Consider the following 19,498-nt stretch of genomic DNA (forward strand, 5'->3'; position numbering starts at 1 on the left):
TACCAGGCAATAAAAACAGCCGTTGCAAATTCCGGTGAAAAGATTGAGTCTGAATAAAAAATTGAAAAGGAGAGAGCGCTGATCTGGTATCAATAACTCAACTATCAAAAACCTTCCCCTATGTTTAAAAACTATTTCAAAACCGCATGGCGTGTTCTCGTTAACAACAAGATTTACTCCATTATCAATATTCTTGGTCTTGCAACCGGCATGGCCGTAGTTATGCTTATTGGCTTGTGGATTTCAGATGAAGTCAGCTATAATAAATACCATACGAACCATGAGCGGCTCGCGCAGGTTATGACCACTTTTATAGATCAGGATAATAAAATGGAAACGGCATTCGATGTGTGTGCGCCGATAGGGGATGAGCTGCGGAATAAATATGGGAGCGAATTTAAAAATGTATCCATGGCATCCTATAATTTCAGCCATGTATTAGCCGTTGGAAATAAAAAAATTATGGGGAGAGGCATGTGGGTTGAGCCAAATTTTTTATCCATGTTTTCCTTAAAAATGGTAGATGGAAATATTGATGCATTGGATGATCCCTCAGCTGTATTGTTAAGCGCTTCGTTGGCAAAAACATTATTTGGAAATGAAAGTGCGATAAATAAAGTAATAAAGGTTGATGATGAAGATAACTTTAGTGTAGCTGGCGTGTATGGTGATCTTCCCGGTAACTCATCATTTTATGAGGCAAAATTATTGTTGCCATGGAAAAAATTTGTAATTGAAAAGTGGCCCAGATTTGAGCATGCTACGACAAATTGGAATTTCTCTTCTTTTCAGGCGTTTGTGCAAGTTGCAGATAATATAGATATGCAGAAGGAAACGGAAAAGATAAAAAATGTAGTAATGGCACATAAGAATGCTGCAGCTGATGAAAAAGAACAGGCATACGTATTTCCAATGGACAAATGGCGGCTGTATAGTGAGTTTAAAAACGGTAAGCCAAGCGGTGGCCGCATACAATTTATATGGCTATTTTCGCTAATTGGCGTGTTTGTTCTACTGCTTGCCTGTATAAACTTTATGAATCTTTCCACTGCAAGGAGCGCGAAAAGAGCAAAAGAAGTTGGTATCCGGAAATCTGTTGGTTCTGCCCGAAGCCAGTTGATCGGCCAGTTTTTAAGCGAGTCCATTCTAGTGGCATTTGCTGCCTTCATATGTTCACTAATAATCTCCGTTTTATTACTTCCGCTGTTTAATAAGCTTTCCGGTAAAAGCATCGGGTTACCTACGGATAATCCGGGGTTCTGGTTTGTTGCAATAACATTTACTGTTCTTACCGGAATAGTTTCCGGCAGTTATCCCGCGCTTTACCTATCCAAATTCAAACCTGTAAAAGTTTTAAAGGGAACATTTAGTACAGGCAGGTTCGCATCGTTGCCACGCAAAGCATTAGTAGTTGTTCAGTTTACTTTTTCCATTGCTTTGATAATTGGAACAATCATTGTTTTTCAACAAATTCAATTTGCTAAAAGCCGTCCTGTAAATTATAAAAGTGAAGGATTGATTGCCATAACTTTCACTAATCCCGGAGCGGAACGGCCATTCGATGCTATAAAGCAAGACCTGCTTGCAACGGGTGCTGTAGAAAACATGGCTACGTCGTCAGGACCGATTACTGAAGTATGGGGAACCGAGACCGGATTTAACTGGCAGGGGAAAAACCCCAACTATGTTCCCACATTCGGTACGCTAAGGGTATCCCGGGATTTGGGGAGAACCATTGACTGGAAAATTGTGGAAGGCAGAGATTTTTCCAAGGATTTTGCAACAGATAGTTTGAGTGTGGTATTAAATGAATCTGCTGCAGACCTGATGGGTATAAAAAAGAATATTGTAGGGCAAAGTATACAATTCAAACATAAAAATTATACAGTAATTGGCGTAATAAAGGATATGATAATGGAATCGCCTTACAAACCAGTGAGGCCGACTATTTTCTTTTATGATCCTAATTTTGTAAATCAAGTGATAGTAGGGATAAAGCCTGGCCATCCAATAAATGATGCGTTAAGTAAAATAGAATCGGTATTTAAAAAATATAACCCCGGCGAACCCTTAAGTTACACGTTCATCGATGAAGACTATGCCAAGAAATTCTCTGATGAACAACGCGTAGGTAATCTTGCGACTTTCTTCACCATTTTGGCAATTTTTATTTCCTGCCTTGGCTTGTTTGGTCTTGTATCATTTGTTGCGGAGCAGCGAAAAAAGGAAATAGGTGTGCGTAAAGTATTAGGTGCATCCGTGTATGATCTCTGGCAAATGCTTTCAAAAGAATTTGCATTGCTGGTAGTCATTTCCTGTTTTGTTGCCATCCCTGTGGCATGGTATTATTTAAACAACTGGTTGCAGCAATATGATTACAGAACGTCTATATCATTCTGGATCTTTATTCTTTCGGGGCTTGCTGCATTGATAATAACATTAATAACAGTCAGCTTTCAGGCCATTAAAGCCGCAATAGCAAATCCCGTGAAGAGTTTGAGGACGGAATAATATAAGTATTTCTTCCCTGGCAAAAAAACAGCTACCAGCAAAGTTTAAGTGCCGTTACCTAACACGGGTGCAAAAAAATACTCAGCTATAAAATAACTGCTACCAAACGTCTCTTCGCACTTTCTAGCAACCAGCGGCTGCATTATTCCTTCCAATAACTGCTGCGCTTACTCTGGGACTTGCATTTTGCCTTTCCTTTTTGTAGGTTTGTTATGGCTCTGGTTTAGACAACATACCCCAGTTTACTTTCAGCAATATTCCGCTCTCTTGTGCCTTGCTATACTCGAAGGGACTTAAAAATTATTTTATGAAGATGAAAATTATTTTGTCTGCCTTCATTGTATTTGCCCTGGCCTCCTGCAAAAAAGATAATCCCACTACTTCCACAGCTGAACAGCCACTGCTGCAAGATGGCCCATTGAGCCTGCAACTCGGCAAACTGATTTATCTCGGCGATCATGGACACAGCAGGTCCACACCGTTTTGGGGCAGAAATTCAGACGAACTTTTTATTACGGCATCCACTGAAATTCTGCAGATAGATATTGCTGCTAAAAGGATTGACGCAGTTGAAAAATCCGTTGGCCTGGTTACGGGCAAAACAAATGAAAATAGCGCGATCATATTTTTAGGAACAATAAATAGCCAACGTGGGTATTATCTGTTTAATTTCAGTAGCAACAGCACCGAAAAAATAATTGAAGTTCCAAATAACCAGGGCACACGTATAAATATTGCAGGTAATGATATTTTTTATTACCTGTCTCCGGTTTCTCCACCCAATCCTCCCTGTAATGGTTTTTGTTGGCCGTTGCCCGGGCCTTCTGTGCCTGCAATATTTTACCATTTAGACAAGCAGACACGAGAAAGAACTGATCTGGAAAACAAACAGTTTGGGCTTTTTTCAACGGACGGTTCCAGGGCGATTTTATTCAGCCAGCTGGAAAGCCGGATGTATGTATTTGATATTGCCAGCAGAACTATTATTGATTCATCGGACCTGAATAATACATCTTCTTTTTTTTCGGGATTGTTTTACAATAGCGATGTCTTGAACTCTTTTGCGGTAGATGTAACCGGTAACATCACAATTAAAAATTTTAATACCGGTCAGGTCCTCCGGCAATATCAGACAAATTATGTTGGGTTGGATGACTTCCGCGTTTCATCAGATGGAACGAAGCTTTATTACAGCGGTGGTGTTTTAAACGGAAACGCACTAAACATCTTATTGTATGACATTGATACCAACGCGGAAAAAACAATAGCAGAGCTCCCTTTCGGAGAAGGTGGAGGTTTGCCATTTGACGTTTTGTACTGTCAGATGATAATAAAAAAATGGTCATTCAATCCGGAAACGATCTCTATTTTAAAGTGGTTGAGTAACTGATGGAGAGATGTGAAACGGTCATAGTCTAGTGACATCCCTTTCTGCATGCCAACAAATGCAAAAAATATTATGTGTCCTTATTCTGGAAAATAAGGGAATTATGTGGCTTCATTTTCTTTCTCCTTGCTGCGAAAGAGTTGTTTTCTTTCTGAAATGGTCTGAAAATTTTTTAACCTAAGTAAAGGAGGCTTTATGAAACAATCATTACCCGGCATTTGCATGACGGCTATTTTTTTATTGATCGCAGTAAATAGAATAAAAGCACAATCCAACTACGACATTTATGTATTTAACGTAAAAACCGGTACAACAAAACAGCTAACGAAAATTCCCGGCGCAGGTGAATATAATGTTACCTGGAGCAACAACGGAAAAAAGATTGCACATGATGTGGTAGGACCAATTGCTTCTCCGTATGTTCAATCAATTTTTGTAACGGACGTAGAAACCGGTGTGAGTGTTCCCCTGGCGGGGGCAGAAGGTGGCAATGATGCTGCATGGTCACCTGATGGGAAAGTAATTGCATTTGATGACTATAGCGAGTATCCGCGAAATATTTATTCTGTTCCTGCGAGCGGAGGTTCAAGAACACTTTTGCGTTATAATAGTCATCACGCAAGCTGGAATCCGCAAGGCACAAAAATAGCATTTGATGACAACTATGGTTACATAGGATCGAAAGATGTCAACACCGGACAAGAAACTTTTGTAACCTATTACGGTGATCGTCCCGCATGGTCCCCCAATGGTCAATATATTGCGTTCGATGGCTGGGGATGGGCAGGAGGTGGTGTATGGATCGTTAAAATAGACACTGCCGGTAATCCTGTTGCAGCACCAATACAATTAACTACTTCAGGTTATGGACCAACATGGAAAAACAATAGCAAAGAGCTGGTGTTTATAGACTGGCCTGATGGCGATCCCAATCTTTATTCAATTCCGGTCACAGGTGGTGTTGCAAAAAAGATTGCAGGAAGGATCGGTGGTTTTGATAAAGGCGATTATGATCCCACGTACTCCAATGACGGCCAGTATATAGCATGGTCAAGTTATACTGATCCCGCTTCTTTATTAAATGAATCTTCCAGGGAAGCCGCTACAACAAAACTTTCGCTTCAAAGTAAATCATTGTTAGTGCAGAATTATCCTAATCCTTTTGCCGACGAAACTACTATTAGTTTTACGGTTGCTCAGCCTTCACACGTAACAATAAATATTTACAGTTTAACAGGACAAAAAATAAATACGCTTACAGATGCTGAATACAAAGCAGGCTCTTACCAGTTACAATGGGATGGTAGAACAAAACAAGGCCAAAATCTTGCGAGCGGAATTTACTTATGTCAACTTAAAACACCCGATGGAATGGTAGTTAAAAAAATGTTGCGCATTAGATAATGGCGATTTAGCATTTAGAAATTTAGTCAGCATATAAATGATTAGGGCAGACCACCATAATATTGCGCAGTGATGATGGGAAAGGGCCTTGCGGTATGGGTGGAGAATCACCGTGTCTATATTGCTTTTAAATTCTTTTTTTGATATTTTACATCTTTGAAAGCATACCTATAAAAACAAGAACAATGGGAAATGTATCTATTTATTTAAACTTCGCAGGTAATGCTGAAGAAGCATTCAACCACTATAAGAAGGTTTTCGGAACTGAATTCTCTAATCCGCTAATGCGTATGAAGGATGCTCCTCCAAGAGAGGGCGTACCACCGCTACCAGAAGAGGAACAAAACAAAGTAATGCATGTGGCATTACCTATATTAGGCGGGTTGGAAATAATGGCCACGGATGTGTTGGAAAGTATGGGCCACAAGCTTATTGAAGGTAATAATGTTACTATAAGTTTGAACCCGGATACTACAGAGGAAGCGGATAAATTATTTAAGGGACTATCGGAAGGTGGAACGGACAGTGTGGCTCCGCACAATGAATTCTGGGGCTACTGGGGCACCTGTAAGGACAGGTTCGGTATTCGCTGGATGTTCAACGTTATGAAAAGGCCGCAATAGCAGAAATAAAAATGATCGTCTTTCACGCTGTTCGTCACGTTAGTGCTGCGTATATTAAGCAGGAGATAAGAAGGATTTTAATCCTGCTGACGCACTACCAGTGTGTAGGATTTGTTTTGCCCAGTACACGTTGGGCAGTAAAACACCCCGTTCGCTGAACTGGGTTTGGATGTTCGTTGGCAGGGATTATAGTAAAAACGCCTCACAGCTCTTCAGTGACTTTAATGCTGGCGGATGGCCGGAGAAGACCGATGGCAATTATCCTCCCGGTTTTGCAAGGGCTCTTTCGGAGGATTCCCCAGTGGACTGGAATACCAGATCCATGAAAGACCAATCCGGTACTCGTGCAATTAATAGAGATCACGCTGTGCCAGAACGGGAAACCGGGCAACAAGGTGTTATATTGATGATTTGGAGAAAAAGCAATTATAAAGTCCCTTTATCCAGCCACTAATGCGTTCCTGTATCAGAGCTGACTCTCAAATAAAATCAATTCCTATGTGTTTAACATTGATTGTGATAAACCTGCCGGTCTTACCAACAAAACTACGGATAAAGTGAATTTGAATTATTACTTTTTGCCCGGGTATTATACAATCTTATCACAATCAACAACGTGTAAATTAAGAGAACAATCACTCCTTTGGGGCAATTTTGTATAACTTAATTATATTGCTATTATTGCTGCTTTATTTTAATTACTGTAACGATTGACTCAATTTCCGGGAGACCATTATGAAGCCTCATTTTTACAAGATAACTGCGGACGACGAAAGCTCATTTAGTGCCAGCTTAAGAATTCAACCCGATTTTGGCTGGGCCCTGCACTACCATCCTGAGTTGGAGTTACATTACATTATTAAGGGTAACGGTGTGAGATTTATTGGGGATAACATCAGCAATTTTGAAGAAACGGAGATGGTATTACTTGGTGAAAACCTGCCGCATACCTGGCGCTGCAAGGAACATCCTGACTTTGAAGAGGGTAAAAAGGATAATACTGCCGCTATTGTTATACAATTTTTACCCGGCTTCCTGGGGCATCAGTTTCTCTCCATTCCTGAGGCGGTCGCCATTAAAACACTTTTTGAAAAAGCGAAAAAAGGGCTGCTGATCAATGGCAAAACAAAGTCGGTTGTACATAAGCTGATGCTGAAGGCAATTAATGCAGGCGGCATGAAACGTCTAATCACATTGTTGGAAATTTTGACTGAATTAAGTCAAAGTAAAGATCTGTCATATATCTCATCGGTTACAGATTTTTATAAATCTGACGAAGCTCAGCTCGTACGGTTGAACCAGATTTACGCCTATACAATGGCTAATTTCAGGGAGCCGATAAACCTGGGTCAAATGGCTAAGGTTGCCAACCTGAGCGTAACTTCTTTCTGCAGGTATTTTAAAATGATGACAAACAAATCATTTCATGAATTTCTCATGGAAGTCAGAATTAGCAATGCATGCCGGTTGCTGATTGAGGACCGTATGTCAATAAAAGGTATATGTTTTGAATGTGGATTTGGAAACGTCTCTAATTTTTACCGGTTTTTTGTCAGAATAAAGAATATGACCCCTGCCGAATTCAAAAAGAGCTATCACAAGGAAAAGCTTAGCAGGTAACAACTATCAGGCGAACTTGAAATTAAGGAAAGCACAGAAACGCAAATCTATCTGATAATATCCTATAAAACCACGCTAAGAACAAATAACTATTTTCTTCTAAATTGAAATAAGTTTGATTCATAGGTAAACTTAAAAAATAATAAACTGCAGTGGGAAATCTTCGTTTGACAGACATAGTTATCATTATTGCCTACTTATTCATAATGGTGGCGGTCGGATTTTATTTTTCAAAAAAGAACAAAACAGCCTCTCAATTTACCAAAGCATCAGGTAAAATTCCTGGATGGGCGCTTGGTCTTTCAATTTATGCAACTTTTCTAAGCAGTAATACATTTTTGGGCGTGCCGGGAAAAGCCTTTGCATCCAATTGGAACGCTTTTATGTTTAGTCTTTCAATGCCCTTTGCCGCCTGGGTGGCCTCAAAATATTTTGTACGATATTATCGCAACAACGGCGCTATTAGTGCTTATACAAACCTGGAACAGCGGTTTGGATTATGGGCAAGAACCTACGCGGTTGCCTGCTTTTTACTTACTCAGCTGGCCCGTATGGGTTCCGTTTTCTTTGGTATTGCCATCAGCCTACAGGCCCTCACACATTTTCCGATGCCAACAATAATGATTGTCACTGGAATATGTATCATCATTTATACTGTGCTGGGAGGAATTGAAGCAGTAATATGGACAGAAGTTGTACAAGGTATTATAAAGACAGTAGGAGCTGTCATCATCTTATATCTTATCATTAGTAATTTGCCACATGGCCTGAAAGATGTTGTGAGGGTAGGGACAGCGGACAATAAATTTTCACTTGGAAGTTTTCATGTCAACTTTACTGAATCCAGTTTCTGGGTGGTACTGCTCTATGGTTTTTTCATTAACCTGAACAATTTTGGGATGGACCAGAATTATGTGCAGAGATATCATGCGGCACCTTCTGATAAAAGTGCAGCAAAGTCAATCTGGCTATGTGTATACATATATGTTCCTGCTTCACTGCTCTTCTTTTTTATCGGTACTTCTTTATACGCCTATTATCAGGTTCATCCGCAAATGCTCAATGAAGTTACGAATAGTGTTGCTCTTGAACGGATAACAAGTGGTTCCGCGCATGGCGCTGTTAACCAGGTAGCACAATCGTTGACGCCCGCCGATTATGGTGATAAGATCATGCCTCATTTCATGGTAAGGGAGATCCCGACAGGCGTGTTGGGTCTTATTATTTCCGCTATACTATCAGCGGCGATGAGCACAATCAGTTCGAGCATGAATTCAACTGCCACAATATTTGTAGAGGATATATACAAGCGCTACTACAATAATAAAATTACAGATGCAAAGAGTATGCGTTTACTTTATATTGCAACAGTTGCTTTTGGTTTATTAGGAATGACGACAGGCCTTGCAATGATCGGAGTCAAAAGCATCCTCGATATCTGGTGGGAGTTGTCGGGAATTTTTGCAGGCGGCATGTTAGGTCTGTTCCTGCTGGGGATGATATCTAAAGCGAGTAAAAATACAGAAGCTATAACTGCTACTATCATAGGGATATGTGTCATAATCTGGATGACCTTCCCGTCTTTAATCCCTGATAAATTTGAATTTTTACGAAGTCCGTTTCACAAGAATATGATCATTGTTGTGGGCACACTGTCCATTTTCCTAAGTGGCGTATTAATTACACAATTCAGGCAGAAGTCTCTTAAAAAACAAACAGCGTAATACTGATCATAACTGATTCACAAAAATTGTTTTTGTTAATGTCCTACGGACAAAGAAGGTCTTGTTTGTTTAGTTTTCTATTGAGCTTAAAGTCCTACGAACTATTAAAGAAAGGTACATCGCCATCTCTTTTTAATTGTGGTTAACCAAATTCCCTCGTCGATATGACGATCCTGGCTTATCAGAAAAAGTAATCAACAGCATCGATAACTAGTATATGATAATGAGCAGGTTTGCAACTGCATCGTCCCCTCGACGACAGGAGAGGTCCCCCGAATATAGAGCTGATGGTGATATTTGACGAGCGTTTGATATGACAGTTCTTAACTTAATGACATTGCCCGAAGGGATTATATAAATACTGCCTGATCTTCTCAATAAAACTAAGCCGGGTTGACACGACTACGTCTAATAAAATGCTTTTGCAAATTTTCAGCCGGAAAATAATGCTTGACTATTCACAGTGTTTAGAGAAACACAATTTTTGAATATTTTAATAACCTGGTATTCAAATAGCATGTCGCCAAAAATCCTTCACTGGTGGCTATTCATCAAGCCTGGAAAATCACAATTTTTAAATATTTTAATAAGTGAAATTAACAAGCGCGCTGCCTGAAATCCTTCACTATTGACTATTGACTATTCACTCATAAACGCTGCCAATTTAAATTCTTCTTACAGGATAATATTATACAAAACATGGAAAGCTTTTTGGAACAGAAGCATAAGAGAACAAATTAAGTTTGTATTGAACCAAAACCACGACGAAACCATGATAAACGCAGAAAAAAAATTTGTGCCAGTGATGATCACCCCGTATGATGAAGCGGGAAATATTGATTTTGATGGTTTGACTAACCTGACCGAATATTATATCGCAGCAGGGGCCAGGGGACTGTTTGCAAACTGCTTATCCAGTGAAATGTATATGTTAACTCCTGCGGAACGTATTGCCATTACAAAACATGTAGTCAGGATTGCAAATGGAAGGGTACCGGTGGTAGCTACCGGTAGTTTCGACAGGGATATCTCACAAATGAGTGAATTCATAAAAACGATTTACGATACGGGTATAAAGAGTGTGATATTGTCAAGCTGTATGCTTGCAGATGAAAGCGAAGGTGATGACGTGTTTCAACAAAGATTTGAAACTATTTTGAATAAAACGGATGATATAACTTTTGGGTTTTATGAATGTCCGGTGCCTTATAAACGTGTCGTTTCTGCTGATCTGCTTAAGCATTTGCTGAGTTCCAACAGGGTAAGTTACTTTAAGGACACCTCATTGGATATAAATTTAGTTCGTGAAAAATTGAAGGTTGGTGCATCTTATAATTTTGGATTGTTTGACGCATACATGGTACACGCGGTAGAATCCCTGTCTGCAGGATCTGCCGGCCTCTCGTGCATACAGGGAAATTATTTTCCCGAGCTTATTGTATGGTTGTGCGCCAACTACGACAATCCGGATCTGCGCGAAAAGGTTGAGAATGTTCAAGCCTTTTTTAGGGACCATATGGATATTATGCACAGATTTTATCCGACAACTGCGAAAGAGGTTCTTCGTCAGCGCGGTTTAAATATAAGTTCGTTTTCACGCATTCAGGCCAATCCGATGACAGCAGAGGACCGTAACAAATTAGCTAATTTGTTAGCGGCGTATTACAAATTGGAAGAAGAACTTATGCTGTGTGCTGTTGTATAATAAACATTGCATAATAAATCTAATAAGGCGGAGCTCTCGCTTTTGCGTTTGACTTGGTTATGTTGATGAGTTAGAATCGTCATTTCGATTGGGAATTTGGTTAACCACGATTAAACAGAGATGACGGTAATACTTTTCATCGATAGTCCGTAGGACTTTAAGTTCAATAGAAGTCCTAATATGTAAGGTCCTTATTGTCCGTTAGGACATTAACCCTTTTTGGTTAAAGTCCTAACGGACTAATATGTCCTCAATTCGCACATTTCTATTAAGCTTAATTCCCTACGGGAAAAGTTGTTACTGCGATGAAATCTGTCATTGGAACGACTGGAGGCATCTCTCAACATTCAGCGGGTTTATATTCGAGAAACCTTTCCTGTTGTGCCGATGAGCGATTTAAAGATAATAGTGTTTTTTTCATTGCCGTTCCGCTTTAGCGAACGGTAGGTTCAAAATCTATGAGTATGGCTTTAGCCACAAATTGCGCCTGGGGCTAAAGCCCTTATTAAAAGATCAATTACTATCCGTCAGCTGAAGCAGACGGCAATGAATTAAAATCAATGGCCTCCGGCAGTTTGAATCTATCTTTCATGTTATTTTTGATTGTGGTTAACCAGATCTAATAGTCGAGGCGATGTTGGTGTAGCTTGCAAAAATTGATTTAATAAATAAACGATTCAAGAGCAAATTAATTTTCTATAGTTATAAAGAACACGAGAATGGAAAAGCAATTATTTCCCTTTTATTTCCGGACATTGAAAAAGCGTTTACCGTTAATTAAAAAAAGCATCCTGCTACTTTCCTCAATAATGATGACTGCTATGTCTTTTGGACAAAAGACCTGGAAAAAAGAGCATGCGGAAATTTTATTTTCAAATCCCCCATTTAGAAGCTGTCATGCTTCAACCATTGTGGAGGGAACAGATGGCCAATTTTCTGTAGCCTGTTTTGGCGGCACAGACGAAGGCGAAAAAGATGTATCGATTTATTATGGCAAGATTGGAACCGATAAAAAAGTTGTACCAATAGAAGTAGCTAACGGCATCTTAAATGATACTACAAGGTACCCCTGTTGGAATCCGGTGCTGTTTAACAAACAAGACGGCGAACTGGTGTTGTTTTACAAAGTGGGACCTAATCCGCGTGAGTGGTGGGGAATGTATAAAACGTCGAAGGACAATGGGAACACCTGGTCCGGCCCGGTTCATCTTCCTAAGGGAATACTTGGACCTATAAAAAATAAACCGGTAATGTTTGATAATAGTTTTATCCTGTGCCCTTCAAGTTTTGAGCAGGCCGACGGACGATGGAAGGTATTTATTGAAAAGACTGACAAAAAGTTAAGTGAGTGGACATCTGTTCCTGTTGACACAAGTGCTTCATTTGATGTAATTCAACCCAGCATTGTTTCTTACGGCGGGAATAAATTACAAATACTTTGCAGAAGTAAGCAAGGCAATGTAATACAATCCTGGTCTTCCGACAACGGAAAGACATGGTCTAAGTTATCCAGAACCGCTCTGTTAAATCCAAACTCAGGCACAGATGCCGTTACATTAAAGGATGGCAGACAATTGATCGTCTATAACCCCACTAAACCGGGTAAGGAGTGGTTTAATGGCAGGGCAAAACTCCGTGTAGCAATATCTTCTAACGGCACCGACTGGCAGGATATCGCTGAGTTAGAAAATGGAACAAAAGAAGAATTTAGCTATCCTGCGGTGATCCAATCGGCTGACGGACGCATTCACATCACGTATACGTATGATAGAAAAAACATCAAGTATGTGATCTTGCGGGAAAGCTAATAATGAGAGAATTTGAATCCTCAAAAGTCTCATAGCTTTTCTCCTAATTTTTTTGATACCACTTGATACAGAAGCAAAATAGAAGAGCTCGTAAACCAATCGTTTGCGGGCTTTTTCTTTTCTGTATACCATGCTCGGCGACATGTTAGAGCACTGCTTGTCCGATCTGGAGATAAGAAAGGATTTTAAACCTGCCAATCAATAGCAAACCCGTTCATAGCGGGCTTTGCTAAGTAGCCTCAGGCGATAATGCCGCGTTGAACACTTTCTAAGAATTGCTTTAATTAAATTAAATATGGAAATTGTATGCCAGAGAATCACAATTGAAAAGTTAGACTATGAAGTTTTTCAACTATTTATTCTTATTTTCTTTGATGCTGTCGTTTAATCAGGCAAGAAGTCAAAGTACTGATAATTATTTCAAAATATACGATACCAAAAACAGCAAAGAAATTACTATCAATGAGATTGCCGGTAAAATGAACAGTGCAGATGTTTTATTTTTTGGAGAAATACATAATGACAGCGTTGCTCATATTTTAGAAGCTGCTTTGCTCGACAGGTTAATAAAAGCATATAAAAATATCGTTTTGTCACTTGAGGCTCTTTCTGATGATTACCAAACAATTTTAAATGAGTATTTGGAAGACTTTTTATCGGAGCAAGATTTCGAAAGGCTTGCAAATGTTTGGATGCCGTATTATCATAGCTATAAACCATTAATAAAAATTTCCAAACTACATAAGTTGCCTGTTATTGCAGCAAATGTGCCAAAACGCTATGTGAGCCTCGTTAGCGAGAGAGGTATGGAAGTTTTGGATAGCCTTGATGTAGAAGCAAAATCATTTCTTCCACCATTACCTTATTATATATCGAAAGGAAAATATTATGAAAAATTTGCCGAGGCAATGAAATTTCATGTTTATATGTCTGACAGTCTTTTCCAGTCTCATTGCCTTTATGATGCAACAATTGCGTACAACATTTATAAATTCTGGAAAAGTCATCCAACTTACAAGATTTTTCAAATCATTGGTAGTTTTCATGTGGATGAGAGAATGGGAACTATTGAGCAAATCAAAAGGCTGGGAAACATAAAATTTTTGACTATTAGTTGCCTTTATGATGATACTTTTAAAAAACCGAACTGGAACGAGTATAAAAACCTGGCTGACTTTATAATAGTTACTGATCGAACTCTTAAAAGAACTTTTTAAATCAATTAATTGTCGAAGTAAAATGTATGCTGGGCACATGTTAGCGCAGCACATGCCGGCCTGGCGATAATATAGAATTTTTAATCCTGCCAACAACAGCAAACCCGTTCATTGCGGGCTTTGCTAAATTCCTTCAGTCGACGATGCTATTTGGAACACTTTGCTTAGAAAGGAGTGGTAATTAAGGACATTTTTTAACCTCTCCGGAATAAAGATTTTTTTTCCAAAATTTCCAACTAATTGATTGCGAATTGTATTTGTAAAATGAATATTGAAAGAATGCTTAAAAAACGCTGCGGAAATCCTTTCCATTGAGACATTTATTTGATCTCGCAGTCGCATTACCCGACATCCACTATCAGAACTTTGCGTTTGAAAATTAACCTGGCAATTTTTTTATTCATTCAACAAGTATTTCCATGTACGCGCACAAAAACGACGAGTCTGTTACAGGCTTCAAGAACGATCCAGAGTTTACGGGAACGGTTGCTGCACCTATACTGTTTATGGCACTATCATTCTACATCCAGCGAATTATATTCTGGGGTACATTATTAGCAGTAGTTACGGATTTAGTTGGTTGGACTGATTTTAAAATAAGCTTCTTTGTCTGGTCCGCGATTGGTCAAATTATTTTAAAGATTCTTATTCTTTGGCCTTATTCGTTGGTGACGAAACGGACACTTGTATAATTACAGATTAGCGCTGGGCTGAACGACATGTTGGTGCAGCACATGTTGAACCTGGATAAAAAATGATTTTACCGGTGCTCAGCCGATAATGGTTAGCCGCAAGTTAATGACAATCCAAACGCGAAATATAAAGACATATCAATGTGCAGAGTTTACAATCCGGTTGGCTGCCTGACAACAGTGAAGTCGCACCTGAACCAAAACAACATTACAGAATTCAATTCTTTAAATGAAGTAATAGCATTTCAAAGAAGCTATGCAGCTTCACGGCAGTGCATCATTTCGAATGCTGAAATAGCAATAGAAAAAGAGAAAAATCAAATCATCTCAGACAATCTGAGACTGAAGATTTCAATTAAGTCAGCGAAGGACGCAGCAGAAAAAGCGTTACAGGAACAAATTGAATATTTAAAGCTGCGATTGGAATCACTGATGTCATTGACGCACCGGAATACCTTGCGTAAAATCACTAATTACTTCAGAATCGCCTTTCTTAAAAAGAAGATCCGCCGTTACGAACTTATTTTGCCGTTCAGGGTTTTTCAATCGGTTCAACAATTGATGAAAATACACCAGGACAATGAGAGCAGGTATAATTACATCACAACAAGATTTCAGGATGCCGTCATCGAAAATTGCGCTCATGAATTAAGTATGTTGGAAAGAAAAAAAGCTTTGATTGACGAAGTCAATAGTTCGATCTACGGTGCGATTGGTGAACAAAAAGTTGTTAAAGAACTGGAATGCTTGTCTGACGAATATGTTTTGATCAATGATTTTTGTATGTCTTTCAACCCGCCAATCTACAACCGGAATGAGAATGATCATATCAGATCCATCCAGGTTGATCATTTGCTAATAGCCCCGTCGGGTGTGTTCCTGATCGAGACTAAGAACTGGAGCGAGCAATCTTTGAACAACTCAAATATGCGTTCACCAGTTTCGCAAGTGAAAAGAACCGGCTTTGCTCTTTTCACGATATTGAACAGCGGAACAGCGCGCTCCGGGCTTAGCCAGCATCATTGGGGCAAAAGGAAGATCCCACTGAAAAATATTGTAGTATCAATAAATCAAAAGCCATTGGGAGAATTTCAGTACGTTAAAGTATTGGCGTTAAATCAACTTCTGGGCTACATAAGGCATTTCCCGCCCACATTTACCCGCAGGGAAACTGAAGAAATTGCAAATGAACTGCTCAGCTTATCAGGAAGTGAAAAGAGGTAACAAATCCTTGCCGGGCGACATATCACCATAGTGTAAGCCGACTTAGAGATAAGAAAAGAGTTTAATCCAGCCAGGCTACTAATAGTGTGCAGCATTTTACAACAGTTAAAATAACAAAGCCGTTCTCAAAATTGAACGGCTTTGTTATTATTTGCACACCGTGTTCCCGTTATTGCCCCTGTTTTACATTTAGCACTTCCACCGGTACCAGGCCATGTGCTTCTTTATGCGTTGCGATAACTGATTCAGCATTTTTTGCTTCGGACAAACACATAACCACACCAGCTTTTTCATCCACCCAGTAATTAATAAAATTTACACCATACTTATCCTGAACGGCAAGGTCTTTTTTGTGTGCATCAGCTACGGCTGCGGCCGTAACATTTCCTGCGCCCAGTTTATGTATGTCCAGGAACAGTTCTTTATTTCCTGTTAATGCGGCTGTTATGCCATCTGTTACTTCAAAAGTGTAAGCAGGCAATAATCCGTGAGCTTCTGCATGTGTTTTTCTTACAGCGCCTGTATCACTGGCTGTTGAAAGGCAGTAAACTAGGCCCTGCTGTTCATCCACCCAATAATTAATAAAATGGACGCCGTACTTTTTTTCGACGGCCAGGTCTTTTGCATGCGCAGCTGCCACATCTTCAAATTTTACTTTACCCGGTTCCAGCTGGTGAACATCTATGTACATTTTTTTTGTATTTGTAGCAGCGACTTGATTTGTCTGGGCATAAGAATGAAGGGAAACAAAACTGCAAATGAGCAGCATTAATGTTGAAAAACTGATTTTCATGATTAAAAGTTTTGATTTTTTTGATAATTTTATTTCGTTCTGTAAAGCACCGCAATAACAGTCTGAAGTATCTAAGAGATTCTCCCTATTTTAAGTTTACCGTATACCCATTTTATAAATTGTTGCAATATGGCGCTGATTGAAAGGGACGGGTTTATGTCATTGCTGCAAAAACATTTTGAAAGTATTGCAGGCGGAGAAGGGCATTGCATTTTGCTAAGTGGCGAAGCCGGCATTGGAAAAACCGCTTTGGTAAAGGCTTTTTGCAGGAAACAGGCTGAGGAGTGCAGCATTTACCAGGGAGCCTGTGATGCCTTATTTACCCCACGCCCTTTAGCGCCTTTGTATGATGTACTGTGGCAGGTTAACAAAGAGCGCTGGCCCGTTCCACCTTCCAGTGAAGAGCGTTCTTTACTCTTTACCAATTTTTTCCAGGAGTTAAGTACCAAAAAGGGGAGACTGCTAATTGTATTTGAAGATATTCACTGGGCTGATGAAGGCACGCTTGACTTCATCAAATTTTTTGTAAGGCGCATTTATCAATTGCCCTGTCTTTTCATTCTCACTTACCGGGACGACGAAATTTATTTAAGAAACACGCTTCGAAATATACTAGGACAACTTCCTCCGGATTCATTTACAAAAATGGTGCTTACTCCATTGTCCAAACAGGCTGTTGTTGAGCTGGCCACACAAAAAGGTTACAGCGGCGAAGATGTATATAGCATATCAGAAGGCAATCCATTTTATGTAAATGAAATTTTAGCAAGTTACAGCCCGGGTATTCCTGATAATATTAAGGATTCTATACTTGCTGTTTATGAGCGCCAGAAAGAAGGGACAAAAAATGCCTGGCAAATATGGTCAGTCATGCCTGAAGGGCTGGAAATTGAACGGGCCCCTAAGATCAGGTCCATGTGGGATATAGATCATTGTTTTGCAATCAATGTTATTGTTGTTGAAAATGGCAAAGTTGTTTTTAAACATGAATTATACCGCAGAACGATTGAGGAATCTCTTACACCCGTCCGGCGAATGGAACTCAATAAAATGATGCTTGAACTGTTTTTAGACTCTTTTGAAGAAAAAGGTGAGATTGAACGGATACTACACTACGCCAAAAACGCCAATGAGAAAAAACTGGTGTTGAAATATGCTCCTGAGGCAGCAAAAAAGGTTGCATCGATAGGTGCCCACAAGGAAGCATCAAAATTGTTTTTAACAGCCATTGAATATTTTGAAGGAAATGATACAGATCAACTGGCTGAATTTTATGAAGGTTATGCTTATGAGTGCTACCTGAGCAACCAAATAAAGGAAGCTATTGCTTTCACCGAAAAAACTTTAGCCCTCCGGAAAGAAAAGGGTGATATAGAAAAGACCGGGAAAAGCCTTTGGTTTTTATCACGCCTATGGTGGTTTCAGGGCAACAGGGAGAATGCAGAGAATTTTGCCGGGCGGGCGATCGAATTGCTGAAGGACCAACCGGCTTCTTCAACAAAGGCCATGGCATTCAGTACTATGTCACAATTAAAAATGCTTTCTGATGAGCCCACCGAATGCATTTTTTGGGGAGAGAAAGCCATTGAGATGGCAAAGGAATTGAACAATGACGAAATTCTGTCCCATGCCATGAACAATGTGGGCACGGTTCAACTGTCCATATCCTCTTCTGAACAAAAGGGCATAACGATGCTGCAGCAAAGCCTGGAAATTGCATTAAAGAATTCTTACCATGAACATGCTGCCCGCTCCTACACCAACCTGGGATGCGGGTCGATAAAAATGAAGAACTATGCTTTTGCGGAGAAAACATTGGACGAAGGGATCCATTACTGCGAAGAAATGGACCTGAATTCCTGGACAGCCTATATGTTATCATGGAAGGCAAGAATGGAGCTGGAAAAAGGTAACCTGACAGCGGCCCGCAACATTGCAGACAATCTTCTTAAAAATGAAAATCAGCCGGCTATTATTAAGATCACTGCGCTGATTGTGTTGGCAAAGGTAATGATGAGGATAGGGGAGAAAGATGCACTTGACCTGTTGCTCGAAGCAAAAGCAATGTCTTTTGAAACAAGAGAACTACAAAGGGTTGCTCCCGCAATGATTGCCTTACTGGAATACGAATGGCTTACAGGTAAAACGATCATTGAAGAAGAAGATATTGAACACACATCCATCCTCATGCAAAGAACTGGTATTGATGTAGAAAAAAATGAATTTGCATTTTGGATGAAGAAAGCAGGCAGGCAGCTTTTTTCACCTGCAGAAATTGCGGAAGCTTATGATACAAGTAGTGCAGCAAGGGTTCTGGAGGCCGCAACCTTATGGGAAAAATCCGGATGCCCTTACGAGCAGGCGCTTGTTTTGTTTGAAAAGACAGATGAGGATAAAAGAAATGCCGCTACAATGATACAGGATTTGGGTGCGATGGCGGTGTATGAAAAAATGAAACAGGAAATGAGGAATTCAGGTATTAAAAACATTCCGCGTGGAATAAGAAACTCAACCCGTACAAATGCTGCTTTTTTAACCGATAGGGAAATGGATGTGTTGCAGTTGCTGAAGGAAGAATTGCCAAACAAAGCAATTGCTGCTCAATTGTATATTTCTCCAAAAACAGTTGACCATCATATATCCAGCATCCTGTTCAAACTGGATGCAAACTCCCGTTCCAAAGCAGTTACCGAAGCTATTCGTATGGGGATCCTAAAATAGGGAGAATCGCTACCTAAAATGGGGAACCAGTTGTATCTGTGCCTTTGGCTTCCAACATAATTTTGTATC

12 protein-coding genes are annotated in these 19,498 nt (G+C 39.8%); 11 read left to right on the forward strand and 1 reads right to left on the reverse strand.

What is annotated here, in order from left to right:
- The first annotated feature begins 120 nt into the window (after positions 1 to 120).
- The 10 genes from QTN47_RS25425 (at position 121) to QTN47_RS25470 (ending at position 15,915) form a co-directional block, all read left to right on the forward strand.
- The gene (locus tag QTN47_RS25425) at positions 121 to 2,511 is read left to right on the forward strand and encodes an ABC transporter permease (RefSeq protein ID WP_369332266.1); all 2,391 of its coding nucleotides are present in this window, start codon (positions 121 to 123) and stop codon (positions 2,509 to 2,511) included.
- A gap of 307 nt (positions 2,512 to 2,818) precedes the next feature.
- Positions 2,819 to 3,901 (forward strand): YncE family protein, encoded by a 1,083-nt coding sequence (locus QTN47_RS25430; RefSeq protein WP_369332267.1) that lies wholly within the window; start codon positions 2,819 to 2,821, stop codon positions 3,899 to 3,901.
- 192 nt (positions 3,902 to 4,093) lie between these two features.
- Positions 4,094 to 5,302, forward strand: a complete 1,209-nt coding sequence (locus QTN47_RS25435; protein WP_369332268.1) for a TolB family protein — start codon at positions 4,094 to 4,096, stop codon at positions 5,300 to 5,302.
- A 185-nt stretch (positions 5,303 to 5,487) separates the two neighbouring features.
- Positions 5,488 to 5,925: a VOC family protein gene (locus QTN47_RS25440; protein WP_369332269.1), complete on the forward strand. Its 438-nt coding sequence runs from the start codon at positions 5,488 to 5,490 to the stop codon at positions 5,923 to 5,925.
- A gap of 735 nt (positions 5,926 to 6,660) precedes the next feature.
- Positions 6,661 to 7,545 carry an AraC family transcriptional regulator gene (locus QTN47_RS25445; protein ID WP_369332270.1) on the forward strand — a complete coding sequence of 295 codons (885 nt, stop codon included), beginning with the start codon at positions 6,661 to 6,663 and terminating at the stop codon, positions 7,543 to 7,545.
- A 152-nt stretch (positions 7,546 to 7,697) separates the two neighbouring features.
- Positions 7,698 to 9,269 (forward strand): sodium:solute symporter family protein, encoded by a 1,572-nt coding sequence (locus tag QTN47_RS25450; RefSeq protein WP_369332271.1) that lies wholly within the window; start codon positions 7,698 to 7,700, stop codon positions 9,267 to 9,269.
- A gap of 772 nt (positions 9,270 to 10,041) precedes the next feature.
- Entirely contained in the window at positions 10,042 to 10,974 is a 933-nt protein-coding gene (locus QTN47_RS25455) for a dihydrodipicolinate synthase family protein (RefSeq protein ID WP_369332272.1), read from the forward strand.
- Positions 10,975 to 11,693: 719 nt separating this feature from the next.
- Complete coding sequence (locus QTN47_RS25460) at positions 11,694 to 12,782, forward strand: sialidase family protein (RefSeq protein WP_369332273.1); 1,089 nt, start codon at positions 11,694 to 11,696, stop codon at positions 12,780 to 12,782.
- A gap of 338 nt (positions 12,783 to 13,120) precedes the next feature.
- Positions 13,121 to 13,999 (forward strand): ChaN family lipoprotein, encoded by an 879-nt coding sequence (locus QTN47_RS25465; protein WP_369332274.1) that lies wholly within the window; start codon positions 13,121 to 13,123, stop codon positions 13,997 to 13,999.
- A gap of 833 nt (positions 14,000 to 14,832) precedes the next feature.
- Positions 14,833 to 15,915 (forward strand): nuclease-related domain-containing protein, encoded by a 1,083-nt coding sequence (locus QTN47_RS25470; protein WP_369332275.1) that lies wholly within the window; start codon positions 14,833 to 14,835, stop codon positions 15,913 to 15,915.
- Positions 15,916 to 16,084: 169 nt separating this feature from the next.
- On the opposite strand, the gene QTN47_RS25475 is transcribed toward QTN47_RS25470, so the two are convergent.
- Complete coding sequence (locus tag QTN47_RS25475; protein ID WP_369332276.1) at positions 16,085 to 16,708, reverse strand: DUF4242 domain-containing protein; 624 nt, start codon at positions 16,706 to 16,708, stop codon at positions 16,085 to 16,087.
- A 129-nt stretch (positions 16,709 to 16,837) separates the two neighbouring features.
- On the opposite strand from QTN47_RS25475, the gene QTN47_RS25480 reads away from it, so the two are divergent.
- Entirely contained in the window at positions 16,838 to 19,429 is a 2,592-nt protein-coding gene (locus QTN47_RS25480; protein WP_369332277.1) for a helix-turn-helix transcriptional regulator, read from the forward strand.
- Positions 19,430 to 19,498: the final 69 nt, after the last annotated feature.

This window comes from Danxiaibacter flavus (assembly GCF_041060425.1).
Lineage (GTDB): Bacteria > Bacteroidota > Bacteroidia > Chitinophagales > Chitinophagaceae > Danxiaibacter > Danxiaibacter flavus.

Bases quoted from the DNA above. Each gene is read 5' to 3' on its own strand.
- QTN47_RS25430 (WP_369332267.1), top strand. From the start codon at position 2,819: ATGAAGATGAAAATTATTTTGTCTGCCTTCATTGTATTTGCCCTGGCC.
- QTN47_RS25475 (WP_369332276.1), bottom strand. From the start codon at position 16,708: ATGAAAATCAGTTTTTCAACATTAATGCTGCTCATTTGCAGTTTTGTT.
- QTN47_RS25435 (WP_369332268.1), top strand. From the start codon at position 4,094: ATGAAACAATCATTACCCGGCATTTGCATGACGGCTATTTTTTTATTG.
- QTN47_RS25445 (WP_369332270.1), top strand. From the start codon at position 6,661: ATGAAGCCTCATTTTTACAAGATAACTGCGGACGACGAAAGCTCATTT.
- QTN47_RS25465 (WP_369332274.1), top strand. From the start codon at position 13,121: ATGAAGTTTTTCAACTATTTATTCTTATTTTCTTTGATGCTGTCGTTT.
- QTN47_RS25470 (WP_369332275.1), top strand. From the start codon at position 14,833: ATGTGCAGAGTTTACAATCCGGTTGGCTGCCTGACAACAGTGAAGTCG.
- QTN47_RS25460 (WP_369332273.1), top strand. From the start codon at position 11,694: ATGGAAAAGCAATTATTTCCCTTTTATTTCCGGACATTGAAAAAGCGT.
- QTN47_RS25455 (WP_369332272.1), top strand. From the start codon at position 10,042: ATGATAAACGCAGAAAAAAAATTTGTGCCAGTGATGATCACCCCGTAT.
- QTN47_RS25425 (WP_369332266.1), top strand. From the start codon at position 121: ATGTTTAAAAACTATTTCAAAACCGCATGGCGTGTTCTCGTTAACAAC.
- QTN47_RS25480 (WP_369332277.1), top strand. From the start codon at position 16,838: ATGGCGCTGATTGAAAGGGACGGGTTTATGTCATTGCTGCAAAAACAT.
- QTN47_RS25440 (WP_369332269.1), top strand. From the start codon at position 5,488: ATGGGAAATGTATCTATTTATTTAAACTTCGCAGGTAATGCTGAAGAA.